We start from the raw sequence: 20,672 nt of genomic DNA on the forward strand, positions 1-20,672 counted from the left end.
CTTACACTTTGGCTACGACAGGGCGGCCCAGCAGCCCCTGAGGACGGAAAATCAGGATCACCACCAGTAATCCAAACGAGAACACATCTTTATAATCCGAGTTCACCATCCCGGAGAATTGCGCTTCGGCGACCCCCAGGATCAGCCCGCCCAGCATCGCTCCGGGTAACGAGCCAATGCCGCCGAGCACCGCTGCCGTAAAGGCCTTAATGCCAATCACAAAGCCGACGTAGAAATCAAAGGTGCCGTAGTTCATGGTGATCAACACCCCGGCCAGCCCGGCCATCGCGGCGCCAATCACAAACACCAGCGAGATAATGCGGTCGGTGTTTATCCCGAGGATGGAGGCCATTTTGCGATCCTGCTGTACCGCCCGGCACATCCGCCCCAGGCGCGTGCTGCTGATTATCCAGGTGAGCAGCAGCATGCCCGCGAACGACGCGATCAGAATGAACACCTTGGTGTAAGTGATCTGAACAAAGCCATCGCCCAGATGAAACCGCAGCACACCATCCAGCATCGTCGGCACGCCCTGCTGGCGTGGCCCCTGACTGAGCTGGGCGTAGTTTTGCAGAATAAGGGACATCCCGATGGCGGAGATCAGCGGCGCGAGGCGCGTGGAGTTGCGCAGCGGCCTGTAGGCTATCCGCTCGATGGTCCAGCCGTACACGCCGGTGACGACGATGGTGAAGACCAGCGTGCCGAGGATCAGCAAAGGGAACGACTGCAAGCCGAAGAACGACAGCAGCGCGAGGCCGATGGCGCAAAGGTAAGCCGAGATCATATAGACTTCGCCGTGCGCGAAATTAATCATGCCGATGATGCCATAAACCATGGTATAGCCGATGGCGATGAGTCCGTAGACGGAACCGAGGGTTAATCCGTTAATTAACTGCTGCAGGAAGAATGTGCTCATCATTGCGCGCTCGTGTAATAGGCCAGCGCAGCTGGCGCAGCCTGATGTGTCGTTGGCGCCAGCAGGCAGGCCCGCTGGCGTTGAGCGTGACTCCGTCCCGTTACTGAACTTCCTTATATTTTCCTTTGTCATCCCACTGATAAACCACGTAGTCAGAGACCTTCAGGTCGCCTTTGCTATCCCAGGCTTTTTTGCCCATCACCGTCTCCACGGCGTTGGCTTTCAGCCATTCGCTGGCTTTGGCGGAATCGGTCCCTTTTGTGGCGTTGAATGCGGCGGCAATGGCCTGAATGGAGGCATAGGCGTAGAGGGTATAGCCTTCGGGTTCAAACTTACCGGCGCGGAATTTGTCGATAACGGCTTTGCCGTCCGGGATGAGGCGGGGGTCTTTACCAAAGGTCATGTAGATGCCGTTGGTGTACTTCGCTCCTCCGGCCGCCGTAACCATCTCTTCGTTGACGATGCAGTCCCCGGAGAAGAAACTGGCCTGTACGCCTTGCTCACGCATCTGGCGCACCAGCGGACCGGCTTCAGGATGGCATCCGCCGAAGAACACCACGTCCGGTTTTTGCGCACCGATCTTGGTCACCAGCGCGTTAAAGTCTTTTTCGCCGCGCGACAGCCCTTCATACATCACGTCCTTAACGCCGCGTTTTGCCAGCGCCGCTTTGGTCGCATCCGCCAGCCCCTGGCCGTAGGTATCTTTATCGTGGATGATGACCACGCGTTTCGCTTTCAGCTTGTCGATAATGAAATCGCTGGCGACCTGGCCCTGCTGGTCATCGCGCCCGCACATGCGGAACATATCGCTCATGCCGCGTTCAGTAATCAGCGGGTTGGTCGAGCCGGGGGTGATAGAAAGAATGCCCGCGTCACTGTATACCTCTGAGGCGGGCATGGTTGACGAGGAGCAGAAGTGCCCGACAACGGCGTTGACTTTATCCTGGTCAACCAGGCGGTTGGCGACGGCGACTGCCTGTTTTGGCTCGCATGCATCATCGCCCTGAACCAGTTTAATTTTCTCACCGTTGATGCCACCGGCGGCGTTAATATCTTCCGCGGCCTGCGTCGCACCGTGCCAGTATTGATCGCCATAGGTTGCGTTTGGCCCGGTGAACGGGCCAGCAACCCCAATCACGACATCGGCCTGTGCGGAAAATGCCGTCACCAGACAGCCGGCCAGCACGAGAGAAAGGGGACTTCTGATAAATTTCAGCGACATTATGATGTTCCTTAGCATAGAGGTTTTTGCATCAGGTATTAACCCGAACGCCTGATGACGTCGTTAATCCAAAAACAAAAGCAAGAACAAAACGCACGAAATCCAGGCAACACAGCGCGTAATACGGCGAGGTTTCGTTGTGCCAGTTAGCACGCAGAACATTAAGCAAAAACGTTGCCAGAATGGTTAGTCCCTTGACCGGGTTGTGACATGTTGAGTATAGAGTGCCGTTTTATCCCGCCTTGCGGGATGAGGTGAAATTACAGCGGAGATCACATCTCGTTAACACTAAAGCCCATAAGTTGTGCAAGCGTCACGATTTGCACGTTTTTGCAGCAATAAAGGCCTAAACTTCATATAGGCACGGGCGGCGATATGTGTCAGGATCTTTTCCTTTTTTGATCAGGAGTGTCAGCGATGACTGAAGGCCCATTAAATGAAAGCGAAATGACATGGCTTGAAGAGACCTTAATGTCTTACGGCCATGACGATGCGTCGGTCATTGACGTGTCTGAACTGGACGGTATGCTTACCGCCGTGCTTTCCGGCCCCGTTGTACCTGAACCCGACACCTGGCTGGTGGCGGTATGGGGCGGCGAGAAGTACATTCCGCGCTGGAAAAACGATCGCGAAATGAACCGGTTCATCGATCTCTGCTTTAAGCATATGAACGACATTGCCGAGCGCCTGAGCGAGTACCCGGATCAGTTTGAGCCAATGTTTGGCTTTAACGACGTGGACGGGCAGAGCTTCACCGTGGTTGAAGAGTGGTGTTATGGCTATATGCGCGGTGTGGCCTTAACCGACTGGTCGGCGTTACCTGAAGAGCTAAAAGCCGATCTGGACGTTATCGCACTGCACGGAACGGAAGAGAACAGCGAGAAGCTGGATGAACTGACCGAAGAGGCGTATTTCGCCAGCATCGAGCGCATTCAGCCTGCGGCGCTGCGCTTGTACAACTACTGGATGGCGAACCCGCAAGAGCCGGAGGCGAAAAAGCCGATCGTCAACGGCACCAAAGTCGGACGTAACGATCCTTGTCCTTGCGGAAGCGGGAAGAAGTTTAAAAGCTGCTGTCTGCATTAATCAAAAAAGGGGCTCACATTGAGCCCCTTTCGTTATCCAACTTCCGGAAGTAGCCCTGCAACGATCAGGAACTGCACCAGAATAATCGTTACGCCACAGGCAAACACCAGACACAGCAGCGGTTTACCGCCCGCCACGCGGTAGCCCTGTTGAGGATGCTGCTCCCGGCTTTTCCAGGCGAGTAGCGACGGCAGCAGCAGGGCCAGGACGGATAACGCGACGCCTGCATACCCCAGCGCCATAACAAACCCGCGCGGGTAGAACAGCGCGAAGGCCAGCGGTGGCAGGAAGGTGATCGCCCCCGTCTGCAAACGTCCGGCAACGCTATTTCGGCGCTGGAACAGATCCGCCAGATAATCGAACAGGCCGAGGGCGACGCCGAGGAATGAGGTCGCCAGCGCCAGGTCGGCGAAAAGATGCACCGCCAGCTCGACGTGTGAAGAGGTCACGACGTTACGCAGAGCCACCAGCAACCCGTTCAGCCCGGCGTGTTCGGCCATCATGCCCATAAAGGTTGAGGAATCGATGCTCCCCAGCGTCACCAGCTGCCAGAAAATGTAGGCGATCAGCGGTATGGCACTGCCGATAATAAACACGCGGCGCAGCTTACGGATATCGCCCTGCATATAGCTAACAATGCTGGGCACGCTGCCGTGGAAGCCGAACGAGGTGAAAATGACCGGGATGGCGGACAAGGCCAGCCCTTTTTCAAGAGGTAACGTCAGCAGGTTAACCTTGTGGATATGCGGTGCCAGCAGCACCAGCATGGCAATCAGAAAGAGAATTTTGGCGCTGAACAGAAAGCGATTGAACAGATCGACCAGCGATGTCCCCACGCACACCACGCCGCCGCCGATAAGGGTAAAGAAGATCACACCGGTTGCGGGTGAAATGTTGAAACCGAACGCGTCGTTAATGCTGGAGGCAATCAGCTCTCCGGCCCCGCTGATGTAGGCGGCGGTCAGGGCATACATCAGGAACATCATGCTAACGCCTGCGATCCACTGACCGTATCGCCCAAGGTAGCGGGCAGCCAGCGAACCCAGACCCGTGTCGGCAGGCACATGCTGATAAACCTCCAGCAGCAGCAGAGCGGTATAGCACATCAGCGCCCAAAGCCCGACCAACAGCAGTAGCGTCACGCTGAATCCCACACCGGCCGCCGCCAGCGGCATCGCCAACATTCCTGCGCCAATTGTGGTTCCGGCGACGATAAAAATACTTCCCAGGGTTCTGTTCTTCACACTTTCCTCTACAGCCATTCGATATCGCGACCCAATCTGCGGCGCAGAGTAAGGGAAAAGCGCTGGCTCGTCAAATCCACGTTACAAGGTGTGTAAAGCATTAATTACAGTGTGAGGCGTTAAGCGAAACCTGAGCCAGCGCAAGGCGCGCGTGACGTAGTAAGGGTAGTCTCGCGGTTTCTTTTGAGGAGGTTAAGATGTCAATTCACGGGCACGACGTACTCACGATGATGATTGAGTCAGGTGAGCAGTATTCTGAGAAGAGTCTGATTGAGGCTATTCATGCGCGCTTTGGTGAAGCTGCGCGTTTTCATACCTGTTCGGCATCGGATATGACGGCGTCGGAGTTAGTCGCATTTCTCGCGGCCAGGGGTAAATTTATTCCCGTTGCTGAGGGCTTCTCAACGCACGAAAGTAAAATCTGCCGCCATTAAAAAAACGGTGCTGAAGGATCAGCACCGTTTGTGGAATTAATTCTGGGTATCAAGCGTGGAAAGTTCTTTATCAATAAAGTAGAGACCTTCACCCGATTTACCGGCCAGGGATAATTTATCCAGCACCGATTTAAACAGCTTCTCTTCTTCATGCTGCTCAGCAACGTACCACTGCAGGAAATTAAAGGTTGGATAATCCTGACTGGTCATGGCGGCGTGCGCCAGTTCGTTAATTTTCTGCGTGATCAGCTGCTCGTGCTCGTACGTGGCGCGGAACAGTTCATCCAGCGAGCCGTATTCCGCGACCGGCGAGGCCACCGTATCAATACGCGGCAGGCTGCCCGTATCGGTCAGATAGTCAAACAGGCGCTGCATGTGCGTCATCTCTTCCTGCGCGTGGCGACGCAGAAACGCGGCGGCACCTTCGAAACTGTGATAGCTGCACCAGGCGCTCATCTGTTGATAAAGCAGGGAGGAATAAAGCTCGAGGTTCATTTGGGTATTGAGCTTGTCGATCATTTCAGGTTTAAGCACGGTGCCGCTCCACGTTATTATTTCGGGTTCAGGATGAGCGTCACTATAATTTGTTATTTAAATATTTGCAAAAAGTAAAATAAATAGATTTTTATTAAAAATACGAATGGGAATAACACGCATTGGCACTCCATTAATTTATATTAATGAGAATTGTTTTTGTTCCTGATAAAAGAGTCTGCCAGCGGTCACTGGCAGCAGGAATTAATACCACGGATTAGTGACGCCAGGGTTAATCGCATAGCCCATGCATTTGTACTGAATGGTCACTGTTTCATTCAAACACAGGGAGCCGCCGATCAGCGTACAGGTTTTAATGGGCTGGCCATAGGCGGAGGCGGCGGAATATCCCATGCTTTGACAGGCTTTGGTCGCCGTGCCGTGAGTGACATACTCGTCATAATGGGCGTTCTGCAACGGCGCCTGACCGTAGTCCAGACGAACGACGCCGTTTGGCGCGTCCAGGCTGCTTACCTGGGCCTGACGGGTTACGCTGCATCCCGCAAGAAGCAAAACTGTACCGGCAACGAAAAGTCTTTTCATGGTTCGCTCTACATGACTGTAAAGAGGTTATCGTACCGATTGATGACCACAGCAATGCCAGGAATAGCCAGCCAAACAGCGCTTTCTCTTTGCAACGAAGGGTATTAGTCGGCCATTTCGTCAAAAATCGTCCTGAACCGCTCATGATGCAGACGGAACAGCGCGACAAGCTGCGGATCGAAATGCCGCCCGGCCCCCTTGAAGATCACCTCGCACGCCTCTTCGTGAGAAAAACTCGGCTTATAGACCCGCTTTTGCCGCAGGGCGTCATACACGTCGGCCAGAGCGAGGATCCGCGCTTCAAGTGGGATTTGCTCCCCGCGCAGCCCCTCCGGGTAACCGCTGCCGTCCCATTTTTCGTGGTGAAAATGGATAAGATTCTCCGCCACCGCGCCCAGTTCAAGCCCCTGAATAATACGCCAGCCTTTCAGCGTATGGAGCTTCATTTCGGCAAACTCCTCGGCGGTTAGCGGGCCTTGCTTGCGCAGGATGCGGTCCGGCACCGCGATTTTTCCCACGTCGTGTAAAGAAGCAAAGTGCTCAATGTCGCGCACCGTCTGGCCTGAAAGCCCCAATTCCCGGGCCATTAGCCCGCAGTATTTTGCCACCCGCTGAATATGGCTGCCGGTTTCGTCGTCGTGGGCGCGGTTGACCCTCTCCAGAGCCTGCACCATGTTCCGGTTAACGATACGGCTTTTGCGGATATGGCGGCGCATCATTATCAGCATGCCGAGGCTGAAAAGTGCGGCGATCAGCAAAATCACGCTGATGATTTTAAGCGTGTTTTTCGTCAGGCTCGGGAAGGGGCTATCGTCCGCACGCCGTTCAATCTGCGTTCGGAACTCCGACAGACGATGGATTTGGGTCAGAAGGTGAAACAGTGGATGATCGGGGTCGACCCACGGACCGATGATATATTCTGAGCGGGTCACGCCCGCCACCTTTAATACCCCACGAAACAGCTCATTCCCGCGAAGTGTCGTTTCAAGCGAGCTAAGATCGCCGAGGATAAAATCGATTTTGTTATCCTCAATCGCATCGATCAGCTCGTCAATGCTGCGGCGCGTCACCACGATCGCATCGCTGCCAAACCGCTGCGGCAGATAGGTGGCGGCGAAAGATCCCTCCAGCACCCCGACGCGCTGGCTGCGAATGCTCTCCTCATCCCATAAAAACGGCCTGCCGATGGCATTGTAGTAGACGTTGTGCCAGACAATGTCCGGGCCAATGCGCCCCCGGGCATGTTCAGCATCGTCACGCTCCGAAATATCCACCAGACGTACCGGCCACGCCTCGCGGGGCAGGTTGCTGGCATAGTTATCGATAAAGGTAACGTCGACCTTAAGACCCAGCAGGTCACGCATGTCATTGATTAAGTCAATCGCCGTCCCGTGGTAGCCCCGTCGGTCCTTCCAGATAAGCGGCGCGTAATTCTCATTCCCGGGCAGCGTAATCGCTAAGCGGTGATGGTCAATCCACGCCCGTTCGCTGTCGGAGACCACAATGCGGCTGAGCAGATAGTTTCGTTTGCTCTCCTCAAGCGTTCTTTGCAGTTCACCGCTGCGATACGCTTCCCCGATGAACGCGTTAATCTGCTCACGCAAGGGAAGCAGTTCCGGGCTGAACCCCAGCACCACCGGAATACGTAGTTCGGGAAAAGGGTGCGAGATCAGGTAGTGCCGCTGGGTGTTTTCCATCTCTGACGCATCGTTGATATAGAAATCGGCCTGATGTTCGCCGAGCAGTCGGAACGCCTCCTCGCTGGTCTCGACCAGGCGCAGGGAGCGGAACCGCAGGTCCGGGTAGCGTTGCTTCACCCCTTCGAGGGTGGCATCGTCCCGGCGAAACAGCACGCGGGTGTGGTTCAGCTGATCGGCATGGGTGACCGTCATCGACGCGCTGGCCGCAACCACTTCATTATCAAACAACCGCGCGGAGAGGATTTTTGTCCGGGCGCGTTTTTCGGTGCGTAACACCCCGGCGTAGACGCCGTACTGATTGCTGGCGAAACGCTGTCCAATCTCGCTCCCGGAAAGCGGCTTTAGCACCAGATTAATTTCCAGCCTGCGGTTAATGGCCTGGATCAGGGAGGGATAAAAACCGCGCAGCTCGCCCTGCGGTGTCCGCCAGGATTCAAAATTATTGGCGTCATAGATCCAGACAGGCACCGGCTCTGCGGCCAGCAGGGCAGTGGGAGTCCCCCAGGAAAAGGCGATGAGCAATAATAAGACGATGCGTGGCGTCCGGCAGCGCAGGTGCACAGGTGATCCCCATGTGGTTTTTATTGTCTTTTGCTGAAGTCTAGCTAACGGCGTGGGGATGGAGTAGGGATTTTTTAACTTTCTGTTAACGCTGCGCAGGGCAGCCGGGCAGTCTGAAATTGTGAGCGCATCTTTGTTTTTTAAAACAAGTTTTCACTTAATTTGAAAGCGTGTTTGTTTGATAGTAAGGTGAAGATGAAACGCTACCCACTGCGGGAAGACCCGCCACGTATTCAGGAGAGAAAAGATGAAAATTGCACTGATGATGGAAAACAGCCAGGCAGCCAAGAATCCCATCATCCTCAATGAGCTAAAGGCCGTCGCGGACGAAAAAGGCTTCCCTGTCTATAACGTGGGGATGAGCGATGAGAACGATCACCACCTTACCTATATTCACCTGGGCATTATGGCGAGTATTTTGCTCAATTCCAAAGCCGTCGATTTCGTCGTGACGGGCTGCGGTACCGGTCAGGGTGCGCTGATGTCGCTCAACATTCATCCCGGCGTGGTTTGCGGCTACTGCATTGATCCGGCTGATGCCTTCCTCTTTGCCCAGATCAACAACGGCAACGCCCTTGCACTGCCGTTCGCCAAAGGGTTTGGCTGGGGTGCCGAGCTGAACGTGCGTTTCATCTTTGAGAAAGCCTTCACCGGTCGCAACGGCGAAGGGTATCCGCCAGAACGTAAAGAGCCTCAGGTACGCAACGCCGGGATCCTCAACCAGGTGAAAGCGGCCGTGGTGAAAGAGAACTACCTTGATACGCTGCGCGCGATTGACCCTGAGCTGGTGAAAACCGCCGTATCCGGCCAGCGCTTCCAGCAGTGCTTCTTTGAAAACTGCCAGGACAAAGAGATTGAAGCTTTCGTCCGTGGCATTGTGGGCTAACGGTGCTTTACCGGGCGGCGCAACGCTCGCCCGGTTTTCATGACGACGGCTTCGCCGAAACCGCGCTGCCTGCATCTTTTGCCAGGCGCAGCGTGTCAAACATGCCTGCCAGACAAATCACCGCGATAACGACAAACGCAAGCCGAAAGCTGATGCCGGGAACGGCTGCGAGTCCGAAAGCATCGCCGATCTTCTCTCCGAGACGAATGCCAATGGCCCCCAGGGTGATACCTAATCCCACCGCAAGCTGCGTGGCGGTTGAAAACAGCGTATTGGCATAGCTCATCTGTGCGGAAGGCACATCGGCAAAAGCGAGGGTGCTTACCGCAGTAAACTGAATGGAGCGGAAGACGCCGCCGAGATAGAGGATCAGCATGATGAGCCAGACGGGGGTTGTGGGGGTAATAAACGCGCAGGCCAGCAGCGCCAGCACGTTCAGCGCGCCGTTGATCAGCAGTAACCGCTTAAACCCGAGGCCGCGAATAAGCGGCGTGGTCGCCGGTTTAATGGTGAGATTGCCGACGAACACCGCCAGCACCAGCAGGCCTGCATGAAAGGCGTCCATCCCGAACCCCACCTGAAACATCAGCGGCAGCAGAAAGGGAACGGCGCTGATCGAGGCGCGAAACAGCGAGCCGCCGTACATCGTGACGCGAAAAGTGGCAACCTGCATCGCATCGAGTCTTATCATCGGCCACGCGGCGCGGCGGAAATGGCGCAGCGCAACGCCCAGTGCCACTCCGCCCACGATGAACAAACATACCGTCAGTCCCATCCTGACGTGCTCCCCGCCCATCAGTTCCATGGCGTAAACCAGGCTCACCATGGCAACAGTGGTGGCTATAAACCCCGGTGTATCGAACGGACGACGGCTCTCATCCCGCAGATCGGGAATAATTCGCAACGCCAGAAGAATAGCCGCAATGCCTAACGGGACGTTGATGAAGAAAATCCAGCGCCAGTCAGCAAAGTGGGTGATAAACCCGCCCATCGGCGGGCCAATAATCGGGGCAACCAGTGCCGGCCAGGTGAGGGTGGCGATGGCGGCGATCAGCTGGTGTTTTGGCGTGGTGCGCAGTACGGCCAGGCGTCCGACGGGAACCATCAGCGCGCCGCCCATCCCCTGAAGCACCCGCATCGCCACAAACGTGTCAACGGTTGTCGACAGACCGCAAAAAACCGAGGCCAGGGTGAAGATCGCCAGCGCGAGGGCAAAGACCTTGCGCGCACCGAAACGGTCCGCAATCCAGCCGCTGGCGGGGATCAGCACCGCCAGGGTAATAAGGTATGCGCTGATCCCGATATTCAGATCCACGGCCTGCACGCCGAAGCTTTTTGCCATGTCCGGCAGGGCGGTGGCAATGACCGTGCCGTCAAGAAACTCCATAAAGAACGCGCCGGCAACTAAAAGCGCCGCAGGCGATAAGCCTCGGTTCGCTTTCCCGGTAATGTTTTCACTCATCCTGTCCTGCCGTATCAAAAAAAATGATAAAAATTTACTGGAATTTATAGAACCATAACTCACGGATTTACCGATGCTTTTTTAACAATACAGCAGCATTGCGCCCGTTTTTGACTGTGATACGCATCACAAAATCATTGATTTTTGTGATGGTGGTCATATTATAAGCGCAGTGAAAATAACACCTGCATAACACGTTACTGGAGCATCAAATGAAACTGCGTAAAATCCTGAAAAGCATGTGGGCAAACTACTGCAACACCTTCAAAGACGTCCCACCGGGTGCGATGTTCTGATAAAAACCTGCTTCGGCAGGTTTTTTTATGTCTGCTGGCGACGAGAGGGAGATGAAAGGGCGTACGTTTTGCTACTATGGCGGCCTTTAAAAAAGGAGAAACCCCATGTCACAAAACCTGAGCGCCGATCAGGAACTGGTATCTGACGTCGTCGCATGCCAGTTGGTTATCAAACAAATCCTTGATGTGATTGACGTTATCGCGCCGGTAGAAGTGCGCGAGAAGATGTCCACCCAACTGAAAAACATCGATTTCACCAGCCATCCTGCTGCGGCCGATCCGGTCACGCTTCGCGCGATCCAAAAAGCCATCGCGCTGATCGAGTTGCGTTTCACGCCGCAGGGTGAGTCTCACTAAAATAAACCGATGTTTTGAATTTAGAAACCGTTTTCTGCTCAAACGGCGAAGGGCGACGCTGAACGTCGCCCGGAGAAGGATTCAGAAGAACGTTTGTACCAGCAGATAGCTGGCCGCACACGCGCAGCTCACGCCGATAAGTCCAGGCAGAATAAAACTGTGGTTGATGATGAATTTGCCGATGCGAGTCGTTCCTGACCTGTCGAACCCGATGCAGGCCAGATCGCTCGGGTAGGTTGGCAGCACGAAGTAACCATAGGAGGCCGGGAAGAAGGCGATCAGCATTTTCGGATCGATGCCCAGCATCAGCCCCATCGGGGCGACGGCGGTGAGTGCCGCCGCCTGGCTGTTCACCAGCTTCGACACCAGAAACAGGACGATGGCGTAGGTCCACGGATGGCTTTTGACCACCCCCTCCAGCGCCATTTTCAGCTCATCAAGATGCGCCTGAAAGAAGGTGTCGCTCATCCACGCAACGCCAAACACCGAGAAAATGGCGACCATCCCCGCTTTAAAGACCGCACCGTTCGAAATGGCAGAGGCGTTGACCTTGCAGGCTATCAGCATCACCGCCCCGGCAATCAGCATCATCATCTGGATGACGAGGTTCATCGACAGGGCGGTTAATTTGCCTTTTACCTCGAAGGCCGGCCGCAGTTCTGGCAGCGCACCCAGCAGGACAACCACCGCGATCCCGGCAAAGAAGATCCATGTCGACCAGTAGGCCTGTTTTGGAAAACGCTGATTCATCAACGTTTCCGTTCCGCCGTAGATAAACTCGCGCTGTTTCGTATCGCTTAACTTTTTCTGAAACTCGGCGTCATCCGCCAAATCTTTACCGCGACGCAGGCTCCACAGGGCCGCGACGGCTACTCCGAACAGCGATGCGGGAACGGACACCGCCAGGATTTCGAGGATCCCCCACGCGTGCCCAATCCCGTGCTGGGCGCCGAGGATCGACACCAGTGAAACGACGGCTACCGAAACGGGGGAGGCGGTGATCGCCATTTGAGAGGCAACCGATGCCACGGCCATCGGGCGCTCTGGCCGTATCCCTTTTTTCAGCGCGATATCGGCCACAATCGGAAACATGGTGTACACCACATGCCCGGTGCCGCAGAGAAACGTCAGCGTCCAGGTGGTAAAGGGCGCGAGGAGGGTAATGTGCTGCGGGTGTTTGCGCAAAAGCCGCTCGGCGAACTGCATCATCACGTTCAGGCCGCCCGCAGTTTGCAGCGTGGCGGCGCAGCCGATAACGGCCAGAATGGTCAGCATCACGTCGACCGGCGGTTTGCCGGGCTGAAGCCCAAACACGAAACTGAGAATAAACAGGCCAATCCCGCTTATCAGCCCAAGCCCCATCCCGCCGAAGCGGGTGCCGACCAGCAGGCAGAGGATAATGACAACAAACTCAATGGTGATCATGATGCTCCCTCGTCAATGATAAAGTCTCTGGCTAAATCATTACATGAAGCAGGGTTATTCATTGGGAGCGGGATCGGATTTGTTAAATCTTAAAGAAAGCAGGGAGTTGCTGTGAGAGGGGAGCCTGCCCCTATTGCGGGGGCAGGCAATGACGACTCAGTGCTGTTGGCAGGTAACAATGTCGAGCAGGTGACGATCGGTTTGTTCGAGGCACAGACCTTCACGTTTGGCGTTGCGAATCTCATCCGCCAGCGCCTTCAGCAGCATGCCGTCCTGCTGCTGCTCTTTGTTCATGTCGCGCAGGAAATTCAGCGTGGTGCTGTCCTGCTGCGCCTTCGCTTCTTCCGCCAGTTTGCTTAAGGTGTCGCAACGCTGCTCATATTCCTGCAGCGTTTTCTGGAAGAGTTCTTCGAGGGAGGCGTAGTGTTCTTCCGTCATTGCGCGCGCGGTGACGATGGGATTTGCCCCGACATCCTTCATAAAGTCGAAGACGCGCATCATATGGGTGACGTTATTCTGCGCCTGGCTACGGAAAAAGGTAGCCGTACCATTGAGGCTTTTTTCAGAACACCACTCGCTCAGATGAAGATGCAGATTAGAGGCATAAAACTCGAGGTTCATCTGGGCATTCAGTTTTTGAATCATCGTTTGGGTAGCCATACTCATATCCTTATTGATGCTGGGACATAACGTCCGCTGCTTAACCTGACCCGGCAGGTTGTGATACAGACCAAAGAGATCTTATTTTCAGAAACAGGTTTTCTGCTGTGGCGCGTACTGACCGAATGTTCACTTCCTGTGTTCGATATAAAAAGCATAGCCCTGTCGCTGGATTAAGAAAACTCTTAATCACGTGGTGTTAACCTAACATTACAAAGTTTAATATAGTTCAAATTTTTAAACGTGACGGGAAAATTTTAATTTAATAAGTTATTGATATATAAAGATTTTAAAAAATATGGTGGAGATTGTGCTAATTAATAATTTATCTCAGGTTAAAGGGCGCTTTTTTTGAAACCTTATCCAGGTTAATTCTTGAGAATATATTGAGCTTGTTCTTATTGAGTCAGATCAGTTTTGTCGCGTTCACCTGAACTGTGATCGTCGCGGAAGTTTGTTCTTGCCAGATGTGGGAAAGTGAAACAATGTTTTAATTGTGAAAGCTACAGAGGTTTGACATGGCAAGAGTTGCAGTTCTGCTGGCACCCGGTTTTGAAGAAGCGGAAGCCATCATCACCATTGATATTCTGCGCCGTTTGGCAATCGACGTCGACACCCTGGCGTGTGCAGAGTCCCGCGCGGTCGTGAGTTACCACAACATTCCCATGGTGGCCGACAGCACGCTGTCTGAGCGGCGTGACACCCTGTATGACGCCGTGGTGATCCCCGGCGGGCCGCAGGGCAGCGTGAACCTTGCGGCCGATCGCGAGGTTATCCGTTTCATTTCCCTGCACGATGAGTGTGGAAAGTGGATTTGCCCTCTCTGTTCGGCAGCCGCGCGCGTGCTGGGCGGCAACGGGCTGCTGAAGGGCCGCCGCTACGTCTGCTCTGGCGATTTATGGCAATCGGTTGAAGACGGTGAATACGTTGATGCGCCGGTGGTGGAAGATAAAAATCTGCTGAGCGGCAAAGGTCTGGGCCATGCGTTCGACTTTGCGCTAACGCTGTCTGCTCGCCTGCTGGGCGACGAGGCGCCCGTTCGCGATCACGCTGAACACATCTACTACACCTGGTAATGTCCGTGCCGGATGCTAAGGGCATCCGGCCTACAGGGACTTCTGAGCTGGTCTTATGGATTATTCTGCTTAACCCCTTCCGATTTGTCAGACAATTCCTGCCGTTTTTATGTCTTTTTTCGCTGAATTTATGTACGCAATTACTGTAATTCTGCGGTGTGATATTGCTCTCTTATGGATGATTAATTTCCCGCTAAAACTATCTGCAGCACGACCGCTTATGACGAGGTAAGCGCTAATGTCTTGTTTTATGTCCGATTAAATAAAAAGCACGCTGTTAATCCCTACAGAAAAGAATATTAAAGCTGGAGTTTACCATGCACAAATTTACTAAAGCGCTGGCGGCCATCGGCCTGGCTGCCGTTATGTCACAATCCGCTATGGCAGAAAATGTAAAACTCGGTTTTCTGGTTAAACAACCTGAAGAACCCTGGTTCCAAACCGAGTGGAAATTCGCCGATAAAGCCGGGAAAGATTTAGGCTTTGAGGTGATCAAAATCGCCGTGCCGGACGGTGAAAAAACGCTGAACGCTATCGACAGCCTGGCGGCCAGCGGCGCGAAAGGGTTCGTTATCTGCACGCCCGATCCTAAGCTTGGGTCCGCGATTGTCGCCAAGGCGCGCGGGTACGACATGAAGGTGATTGCGGTTGATGACCAGTTCGTCAATGCCAAAGGCAAACCGATGGATACCGTCCCGCTGGTGATGATGGCCGCGACTAAAATCGGCGAGCGCCAGGGCCAGGAATTATATAAAGAGATGCAAAAACGCGGCTGGGACGTTAAAGAGACCGGCGTAATGGCCATTACCGCCGACGAGCTGGATACCGCGCGTCGTCGTACTACCGGCTCTATGGATGCCCTGAAGGCCGCCGGCTTCCCGGAAAAACAGATCTACAAAGTGCCCACCAAATCTAACGATATCCCGGGCGCATTCGATGCGGCGAACTCAATGCTGGTGCAGCATCCGGAGGTTAAACACTGGCTGGTGGTCGGCATGAACGACAACACCGTGTTGGGTGGCGTGCGTGCAACCGAAGGCCAGGGCTTTAAAGCGCCTGACGTGATCGGCATTGGTATCAACGGTGTCGATGCCGTCAGCGAACTGTCGAAAGCGCAGGCGACGGGCTTCTACGGTTCTCTGCTGCCAAGCCCGGACGTTCACGGCTACAAATCCAGCGAGATGCTCTACAACTGGGTGACCAAAGGGGCTGAGCCGCCGAAATTCACCGAAGTGACCGACGTGGTGCTGATCACCCGCGATAACTTCAAAGAGGAGCTGGCGAAAAAAGGACTGGGCGGTAAATAACAGGCTGTGATTGTGCCCCTTACTTGCCGTAAGGGGCCTGACGTACACACAACAGGTATCACGGAGTCGTTATGCAACAGTCCTTACCGTATCTCTCTTTTCGCGGCATCGGTAAAACCTTCCCCGGTGTAAACGCGCTGACCGATATCAGCTTCGACTGCTATCCCGGCCAGGTTCACGCCCTGATGGGGGAGAACGGCGCGGGAAAATCCACGCTGCTCAAAATTCTCAGCGGTAACTACACGCCCACCACCGGCACGCTGGCTATTCGCGGCGAAGAGGTCACCTTTGCCGACACCACGGCGGCGCTCAACGCGGGCGTTGCCATCATCTATCAGGAGCTGCACCTTATTCCTGAGATGACCGTGGCGGAAAACATCTATTTAGGCCAGTTGCCGCATAAAAGCGGCGTGGTCAATCGCTCGCTGCTGAACTATGAAGCGGGCCTGCAGTTAAAACACCTCGGGCTGGACGTCGATCCGCAAACGCCCCTGAAGTATCTCTCCATCGGCCAGTGGCAGATGGTGGAAATCGCCAAAGCGCTGGCGCGTAACGCCAAAATCATTGCCTTTGACGAGCCAACCAGTTCGTTATCCGCGCGGGAAATCGACAATCTTTTCCGGGTGATCCGCGAGCTGCGCAAAGAAGGCCGCATCATTTTGTACGTGTCTCACCGCATGGAGGAGATTTTCGCCTTAAGCGATGCCATCACGGTATTCAAAGATGGCCGCTACGTGCGCACCTTCACCGATATGCAGCAGGTCAACCATGACCAGCTGGTACAGGCGATGGTCGGGCGCGATCTCGGGGATATCTACCACTGGAAACCGCGCGAGTACGGGCCGGAACGCCTGCGTCTGGACACGGTGAAAGCGCCCGGCGTGCGCACGCCCATTTCGCTTTCGGTGCGCAGCGGTGAAATTGTCGGGCTGTTTGGCCTGGTGGGGGCAGGGCGCAGCGAGCTGCTGAAAGGGCTGTTTGGCGGTACGCGCATTACCCAGGGGCAGATTCTGGTCGACGGGAAAAAAGTCGATATTCAGAAGCCTGCCCACGCCATCACCGCCGGCATCATGCTCTGCCCGGAAGATCGCAAGGCTGAAGGGATTATTCCGGTGCACTCGGTTCGCGACAACATCAATATCTCTGCTCGCCGCAAGTTTATCCGCGCCGGATGCCTGATCAACGACGGCTGGGAGTCGAGCAACGCCGAACACCACATCCGTTCGCTGAATATCAAAACGCCGGGTGCCGAACAGCTGATCATGAACCTTTCAGGCGGAAACCAGCAGAAGGCGATCCTGGGCCGCTGGCTGTCGGAAGACATGAAGGTGATTATGCTCGACGAGCCGACGCGCGGCATCGACGTGGGGGCGAAGCACGAAATCTATAACGTCATTTATGAGCTGGCAAAACGGGGCGTGGCGGTGCTATTCGCCTCAAGCGATCTGCCAGAGGTCCTCGGCGTTGCCGATCGCATCGTTGTGATGCGTGAAGGGGAAATCGCCGGTGAATTGCTGCATGAACAGGCGAACGAACAACTGGCGTTGAGTCTCGCCATGCCTAAAGTTAGCCAGGCTGTCGCCTGAGTAAGGAGTCAATGATGTCCTCTGTTACTACATCCGGAGCGCCGAAGACGGCATTCAGTTTTGGGCGCATCTGGGATCAGTACGGCATGCTGGTGGTCTTTGCCGTGCTGTTCCTCGCCTGCGCCATATTCGTTCCAAACTTCGCTACCTTCATCAATATGAAGGGACTCGGGCTGGCTATCTCAATGTCCGGTATGGTGGCCTGCGGGATGCTGTTTTGTCTGGCCTCCGGCGATTTTGACCTGTCTGTGGCCTCGGTCATTGCCTGTGCGGGGGTGACCGCCGCGGTGGTGATCAACCTGACCGAAAGCCTGTGGATCGGCGTGCTGGCAGGGCTGATGCTGGGTGTGTTGAGCGGTCTGGTGAACGGGTTTGTTATCGCCCGGCTGAAGATCAACGCGCTGATCACCACCCTTGCCACCATGCAGATCGTTCGCGGCCTGGCCTACATTATCTCTGACGGTAAAGCTGTCGGGATTGAAGACGAGCGTTTCTTCACCCTGGGCTATGCCAACTGGCTGGGCCTGCCTGCGCCCATCTGGCTGACCGTTGCCTGCCTGATCCTGTTTGGTTTCCTGCTGAACCGCACCACCTTTGGCCGCAATACCCTGGCGATTGGCGGTAATGAAGAGGCGGCGCGTCTGGCGGGCGTACCTGTGGTGCGCACCAAAATCATCATCTTCGTGCTCTCGGGGCTGGTCTCGGCGGCGGCGGGGATTATTCTGGCCTCGCGCATGACCAGCGGCCAGCCAATGACCTCCATCGGTTATGAGCTGATTGTCATCTCAGCCTGCGTGTTGGGCGGGGTTTCGCTGAAAGGAGGCATCGGAAAAATCTCATATGTGGTGGCGGGGATATTGATTTTGGGGACGGTGGAGAACGCCATGAACCTGTTGAATATTTCACCGTTCTCGCAGTATGTGGTGCGTGGCCTGATCCTGCTGGCAGCCGTGATATTCGACCGTTACAAGCAAAAAGCGAAGCGCACGGTCTGAGTTTTTTCCTGGCGTAAACCTGCTCAACTATTAACCATAGTTGAGCCTCCTGCCGCCCCGCCAGTTTTGCTGGCGGGGCGGTTGCTAAATGGCGAGCGACGTCACACTGTCTATACTTACATGGCTATGAAAGGGGGAAAGGCGTTTGCCCCTCGTCAACTGTAAGGAGGAAAAGGGTGGCTGACTTGTTAACTGCACCGCCTGTACTACCCGGTAAATATGCCTGGTTTTTTGATCTCGACGGCACGCTCGCCGGGATCCAGCCGCATCCTGACGATGTCGTGGTCCCGGATACGGTGTTAGAGGATTTGCATCAGCTCTCGCAGATGAACGCTGGAGCACTGGCATTGATTTCAGGGCGCTCTATGGCTGAGCTGGATATGCTCGCCGGGCCTTACCACTTTCCGCTGGCTGGAGTACACGGAGCGGAGCGCCGCGACATCCATGATCAATTGCATATTGTCTCGCTTCCTGAGGCGTTGATTAACACGCTGCATGCGGAGCTTATCGCGTCGCTGGCACAGCTTCCGGGCACCGAACTGGAAGCCAAAGGCATGGCCTTTGCGCTGCACTATCGCCAGGCACCTCACCATGAAGCTGCGATATTTTCCATTGCCCGCAGCCTGGCTGATGCACACCCTCAGCTTGCGCTCCAGCCGGGTAAATGCGTGGTAGAAATCAAACCTGAAGGGATAAATAAAGGCGCCGCCATTGCTGCATTTATGGCTGAGCCCCCTTTTAAAGGCAGGACGCCGGTATTTTTTGGGGATGACCTGACCGATGAGGCCGGGTTCAGTGTGGTAAACCAGGCCGGAGGAATGTCTGTCAAAGTCGGTCCTGGTGAAACACGTGCCAAATGGCGGCTGGAAAGTGTCGCCAGCGTCTGGCAGTGGATATCTGACGTCGCTAACCAGCAACAACAACAAATAGCGCAAAACAACGGGAGAAATCATTATGGGTCGCTTAGTCGTCGTCTCTAATCGCATCGCACCGCCGGATGATAAAAAAGCCAGCGCAGGTGGCCTGGCGGTAGGGGTGTTAGGTGCCCTGAAAGCCGCCGGTGGCCTCTGGTTCGGCTGGAGTGGGGATATCAGTAATGAAGAGAAACCGCTGAAGAAAGTCACGCGCGGCAACATCACCTGGGCCTCGTTCGCCCTGAACGAAAAAGACTATGACGAGTACTACTCGGAGTTTTCCAACGCCGTGCTGTGGCCCGCTTTTCACTATCGTCTGGATCTCGTTAAGTTTCAGCGCGAGGGCTTTGAAGGCTATATGCGGGTGAACGCCCTGCTGGCGGATAAACTGCTGCCTTTAATCGAGGAAGACGATATTTTATGGATCCACGATTATCATCTTCTGCCCTTTGCCAGAGAGCTGCGTAAACGGGGCGTCAATAACCGGATTGGCTTCTTCCTGCATATCCCGTTCCCGACGCCGGAAATCTTCACCGCGCTGCCTCAGCACGACGAGATCCTTGAGGCACTGGCGGATTACGATCTGCTCGGCTTCCAGACCGAAAACGACAGGCTGGCCTTCCTCGACAGCATCTCGGGTAAAACGCGTCTGGTGACCCATGAGGGCAAATCCCACACCGCGTGGGGCAAAGCCTTCCACACCGAGGTGTATCCTATCGGAATTGAGCCTGACGAGATTGCCGAACAGGCGTCAGGGCCGCTGCCGCCAAAACTGGCGCAGCTGAAGAACGAACTCAAGCACGTGAAAAACATCTTTTCGGTAGAGCGCCTGGATTACTCCAAAGGGCTGCCGGAGCGTTTCCTGGCCTACGAGACCCTGCTGGAAAAATTCCCGCAGCACCACGGTAAGATCCGCTATACGCAGATTGCGCCAACCTCGCGCGGGGAAGTGCAGGCCTATCAGGATATTCGTCACCAGTTAGAAACCGAAGCCGGACGGATTAACGGCCGCTACGGGCAACTGGGCTGGACGCCGCTGTTCTATCTCAATCAGCACTTCGATCGTAAGATCCTGATGAAGGTCTTCCGCTATGCGGATGTCGGCCTGGTCACGCCGCTGCGTGACGGGATGAATCTGGTGGCAAAAGAGTATGTCGCAGCACAAGATCCTGCCGACCCTGGCGTGCTGGTGCTGTCGCAATTTGCCGGTGCGGCCAATGAGCTCACCTCTGCGCTTATCGTCAACCCTTACGACCGGGATGACGTCGCCAACGCGCTGGATCGCGCTCTGACCATGCCGCTGACGGAACGTATTTCACGCCACGCTGAGATGATGGAAACCATTCGCAAGAATGATATCAATCACTGGCAGGCGCGGTTCATTGAGGATTTACGCGCCATTACCCCGCAGGACAGCGAGGGACATCTGCAAAAAAAGATCGCGACCTTCCCTAAACTGGCGTGATTA

General features: G+C 55.0%; 20 protein-coding genes. 11 read left to right on the forward strand and 9 right to left on the reverse strand.

Annotated elements, in window-relative coordinates; translation table 11 throughout:
* Position 1: 1 nt before the first annotated feature.
* Entirely contained in the window at positions 2–916 is a 915-nt protein-coding gene (locus ACWKX3_RS02735) for an ABC transporter permease subunit (RefSeq protein WP_058610251.1), read from the reverse strand.
* Between the two features lie 100 nt (positions 917–1,016).
* Positions 1,017–2,138, reverse strand: coding sequence for a branched-chain amino acid ABC transporter substrate-binding protein (locus ACWKX3_RS02740; protein ID WP_042320098.1), 1,122 nt, complete (start codon positions 2,136–2,138; stop codon positions 1,017–1,019).
* 417 nt (positions 2,139–2,555) lie between these two features.
* On the opposite strand from ACWKX3_RS02740, the gene ACWKX3_RS02745 reads away from it, so the two are divergent.
* Positions 2,556–3,224 (forward strand): YecA/YgfB family protein, encoded by a 669-nt coding sequence (locus ACWKX3_RS02745; protein ID WP_006176107.1) that lies wholly within the window; start codon positions 2,556–2,558, stop codon positions 3,222–3,224.
* Positions 3,225–3,256: 32 nt separating this feature from the next.
* Here the strand turns inward: ACWKX3_RS02745 and tyrP are convergent, their stop codons facing one another.
* Positions 3,257–4,468 (reverse strand): tyrosine transporter TyrP, encoded by a 1,212-nt coding sequence (gene tyrP / locus ACWKX3_RS02750; protein WP_454541233.1) that lies wholly within the window; start codon positions 4,466–4,468, stop codon positions 3,257–3,259.
* A gap of 197 nt (positions 4,469–4,665) precedes the next feature.
* Between tyrP and ACWKX3_RS02755 the strand changes: the two genes are divergently transcribed.
* Positions 4,666–4,902, forward strand: a complete 237-nt coding sequence (locus ACWKX3_RS02755) for a YecH family metal-binding protein (protein ID WP_454541234.1) — start codon at positions 4,666–4,668, stop codon at positions 4,900–4,902.
* A gap of 36 nt (positions 4,903–4,938) precedes the next feature.
* Here the strand turns inward: ACWKX3_RS02755 and ftnA are convergent, their stop codons facing one another.
* From ftnA to ACWKX3_RS02770, 3 genes are all read right to left on the reverse strand, one after another.
* Positions 4,939–5,436 (reverse strand): non-heme ferritin, encoded by a 498-nt coding sequence (ftnA, locus tag ACWKX3_RS02760; RefSeq protein ID WP_042320093.1) that lies wholly within the window; start codon positions 5,434–5,436, stop codon positions 4,939–4,941.
* Between the two features lie 204 nt (positions 5,437–5,640).
* The gene (gene yecR / locus ACWKX3_RS02765; protein WP_058610169.1) at positions 5,641–5,979 is read right to left on the reverse strand and encodes a YecR family lipoprotein; all 339 of its coding nucleotides are present in this window, start codon (positions 5,977–5,979) and stop codon (positions 5,641–5,643) included.
* A 104-nt stretch (positions 5,980–6,083) separates the two neighbouring features.
* Positions 6,084–8,240: an HD domain-containing phosphohydrolase gene (locus ACWKX3_RS02770; protein ID WP_454541235.1), complete on the reverse strand. Its 2,157-nt coding sequence runs from the start codon at positions 8,238–8,240 to the stop codon at positions 6,084–6,086.
* A gap of 247 nt (positions 8,241–8,487) precedes the next feature.
* Between ACWKX3_RS02770 and ACWKX3_RS02775 the strand changes: the two genes are divergently transcribed.
* Positions 8,488–9,126: an RpiB/LacA/LacB family sugar-phosphate isomerase gene (locus tag ACWKX3_RS02775; protein WP_006176101.1), complete on the forward strand. Its 639-nt coding sequence runs from the start codon at positions 8,488–8,490 to the stop codon at positions 9,124–9,126.
* Between the two features lie 37 nt (positions 9,127–9,163).
* Here the strand turns inward: ACWKX3_RS02775 and ACWKX3_RS02780 are convergent, their stop codons facing one another.
* On the reverse strand, positions 9,164–10,588 hold the full coding sequence (locus ACWKX3_RS02780; protein WP_454541236.1) for an MFS transporter: 1,425 nt from the start codon (positions 10,586–10,588) through the stop codon (positions 9,164–9,166).
* A 212-nt stretch (positions 10,589–10,800) separates the two neighbouring features.
* Between ACWKX3_RS02780 and azuC the strand changes: the two genes are divergently transcribed.
* Together azuC and ACWKX3_RS02790 are read left to right on the forward strand one after the other, a co-directional pair.
* Complete coding sequence (gene azuC / locus ACWKX3_RS02785) at positions 10,801–10,884, forward strand: stress response protein AzuC (protein WP_014832437.1); 84 nt, start codon at positions 10,801–10,803, stop codon at positions 10,882–10,884.
* A gap of 105 nt (positions 10,885–10,989) precedes the next feature.
* A complete protein-coding gene (locus ACWKX3_RS02790) occupies positions 10,990–11,241 on the forward strand; it encodes a DUF2766 family protein (RefSeq protein WP_006176098.1) in 252 nt (83 codons plus the stop codon).
* 81 nt (positions 11,242–11,322) lie between these two features.
* Here ACWKX3_RS02790 and ACWKX3_RS02795 read toward each other — a convergent pair whose 3' ends face one another.
* Positions 11,323–12,666 carry an anaerobic C4-dicarboxylate transporter gene (locus ACWKX3_RS02795; RefSeq protein WP_454541237.1) on the reverse strand — a complete coding sequence of 448 codons (1,344 nt, stop codon included), beginning with the start codon at positions 12,664–12,666 and terminating at the stop codon, positions 11,323–11,325.
* Between the two features lie 156 nt (positions 12,667–12,822).
* The gene (locus tag ACWKX3_RS02800; protein WP_042320087.1) at positions 12,823–13,326 is read right to left on the reverse strand and encodes a non-heme ferritin-like protein; all 504 of its coding nucleotides are present in this window, start codon (positions 13,324–13,326) and stop codon (positions 12,823–12,825) included.
* 518 nt (positions 13,327–13,844) lie between these two features.
* Here ACWKX3_RS02800 and ACWKX3_RS02805 point away from each other — a divergent pair.
* The 6 genes from ACWKX3_RS02805 to otsA all read left to right on the forward strand — a co-directional run bounded on the left by ACWKX3_RS02805 (position 13,845) and on the right by otsA (position 20,669).
* On the forward strand, positions 13,845–14,402 hold the full coding sequence (locus tag ACWKX3_RS02805; RefSeq protein WP_058610172.1) for a DJ-1/PfpI family protein: 558 nt from the start codon (positions 13,845–13,847) through the stop codon (positions 14,400–14,402).
* 317 nt (positions 14,403–14,719) lie between these two features.
* Positions 14,720–15,709: an arabinose ABC transporter substrate-binding protein AraF gene (gene araF / locus ACWKX3_RS02810; protein WP_006176094.1), complete on the forward strand. Its 990-nt coding sequence runs from the start codon at positions 14,720–14,722 to the stop codon at positions 15,707–15,709.
* 71 nt (positions 15,710–15,780) lie between these two features.
* Positions 15,781–17,295: an L-arabinose ABC transporter ATP-binding protein AraG gene (gene araG / locus ACWKX3_RS02815; RefSeq protein WP_137848867.1), complete on the forward strand. Its 1,515-nt coding sequence runs from the start codon at positions 15,781–15,783 to the stop codon at positions 17,293–17,295.
* 14 nt (positions 17,296–17,309) lie between these two features.
* Entirely contained in the window at positions 17,310–18,290 is a 981-nt protein-coding gene (araH, locus tag ACWKX3_RS02820; RefSeq protein ID WP_042320084.1) for an arabinose ABC transporter permease AraH, read from the forward strand.
* A gap of 176 nt (positions 18,291–18,466) precedes the next feature.
* Positions 18,467–19,270: a trehalose-phosphatase gene (gene otsB / locus ACWKX3_RS02825; protein WP_006176091.1), complete on the forward strand. Its 804-nt coding sequence runs from the start codon at positions 18,467–18,469 to the stop codon at positions 19,268–19,270.
* A complete protein-coding gene (gene otsA, locus ACWKX3_RS02830; protein ID WP_006176090.1) occupies positions 19,245–20,669 on the forward strand; it encodes an alpha,alpha-trehalose-phosphate synthase in 1,425 nt (474 codons plus the stop codon). The genes otsB and otsA overlap by 26 nt, the downstream gene beginning before the upstream one ends.
* Positions 20,670–20,672: the final 3 nt, after the last annotated feature.

Source organism: Enterobacter sp. UPMP2052 (assembly GCF_053709675.1).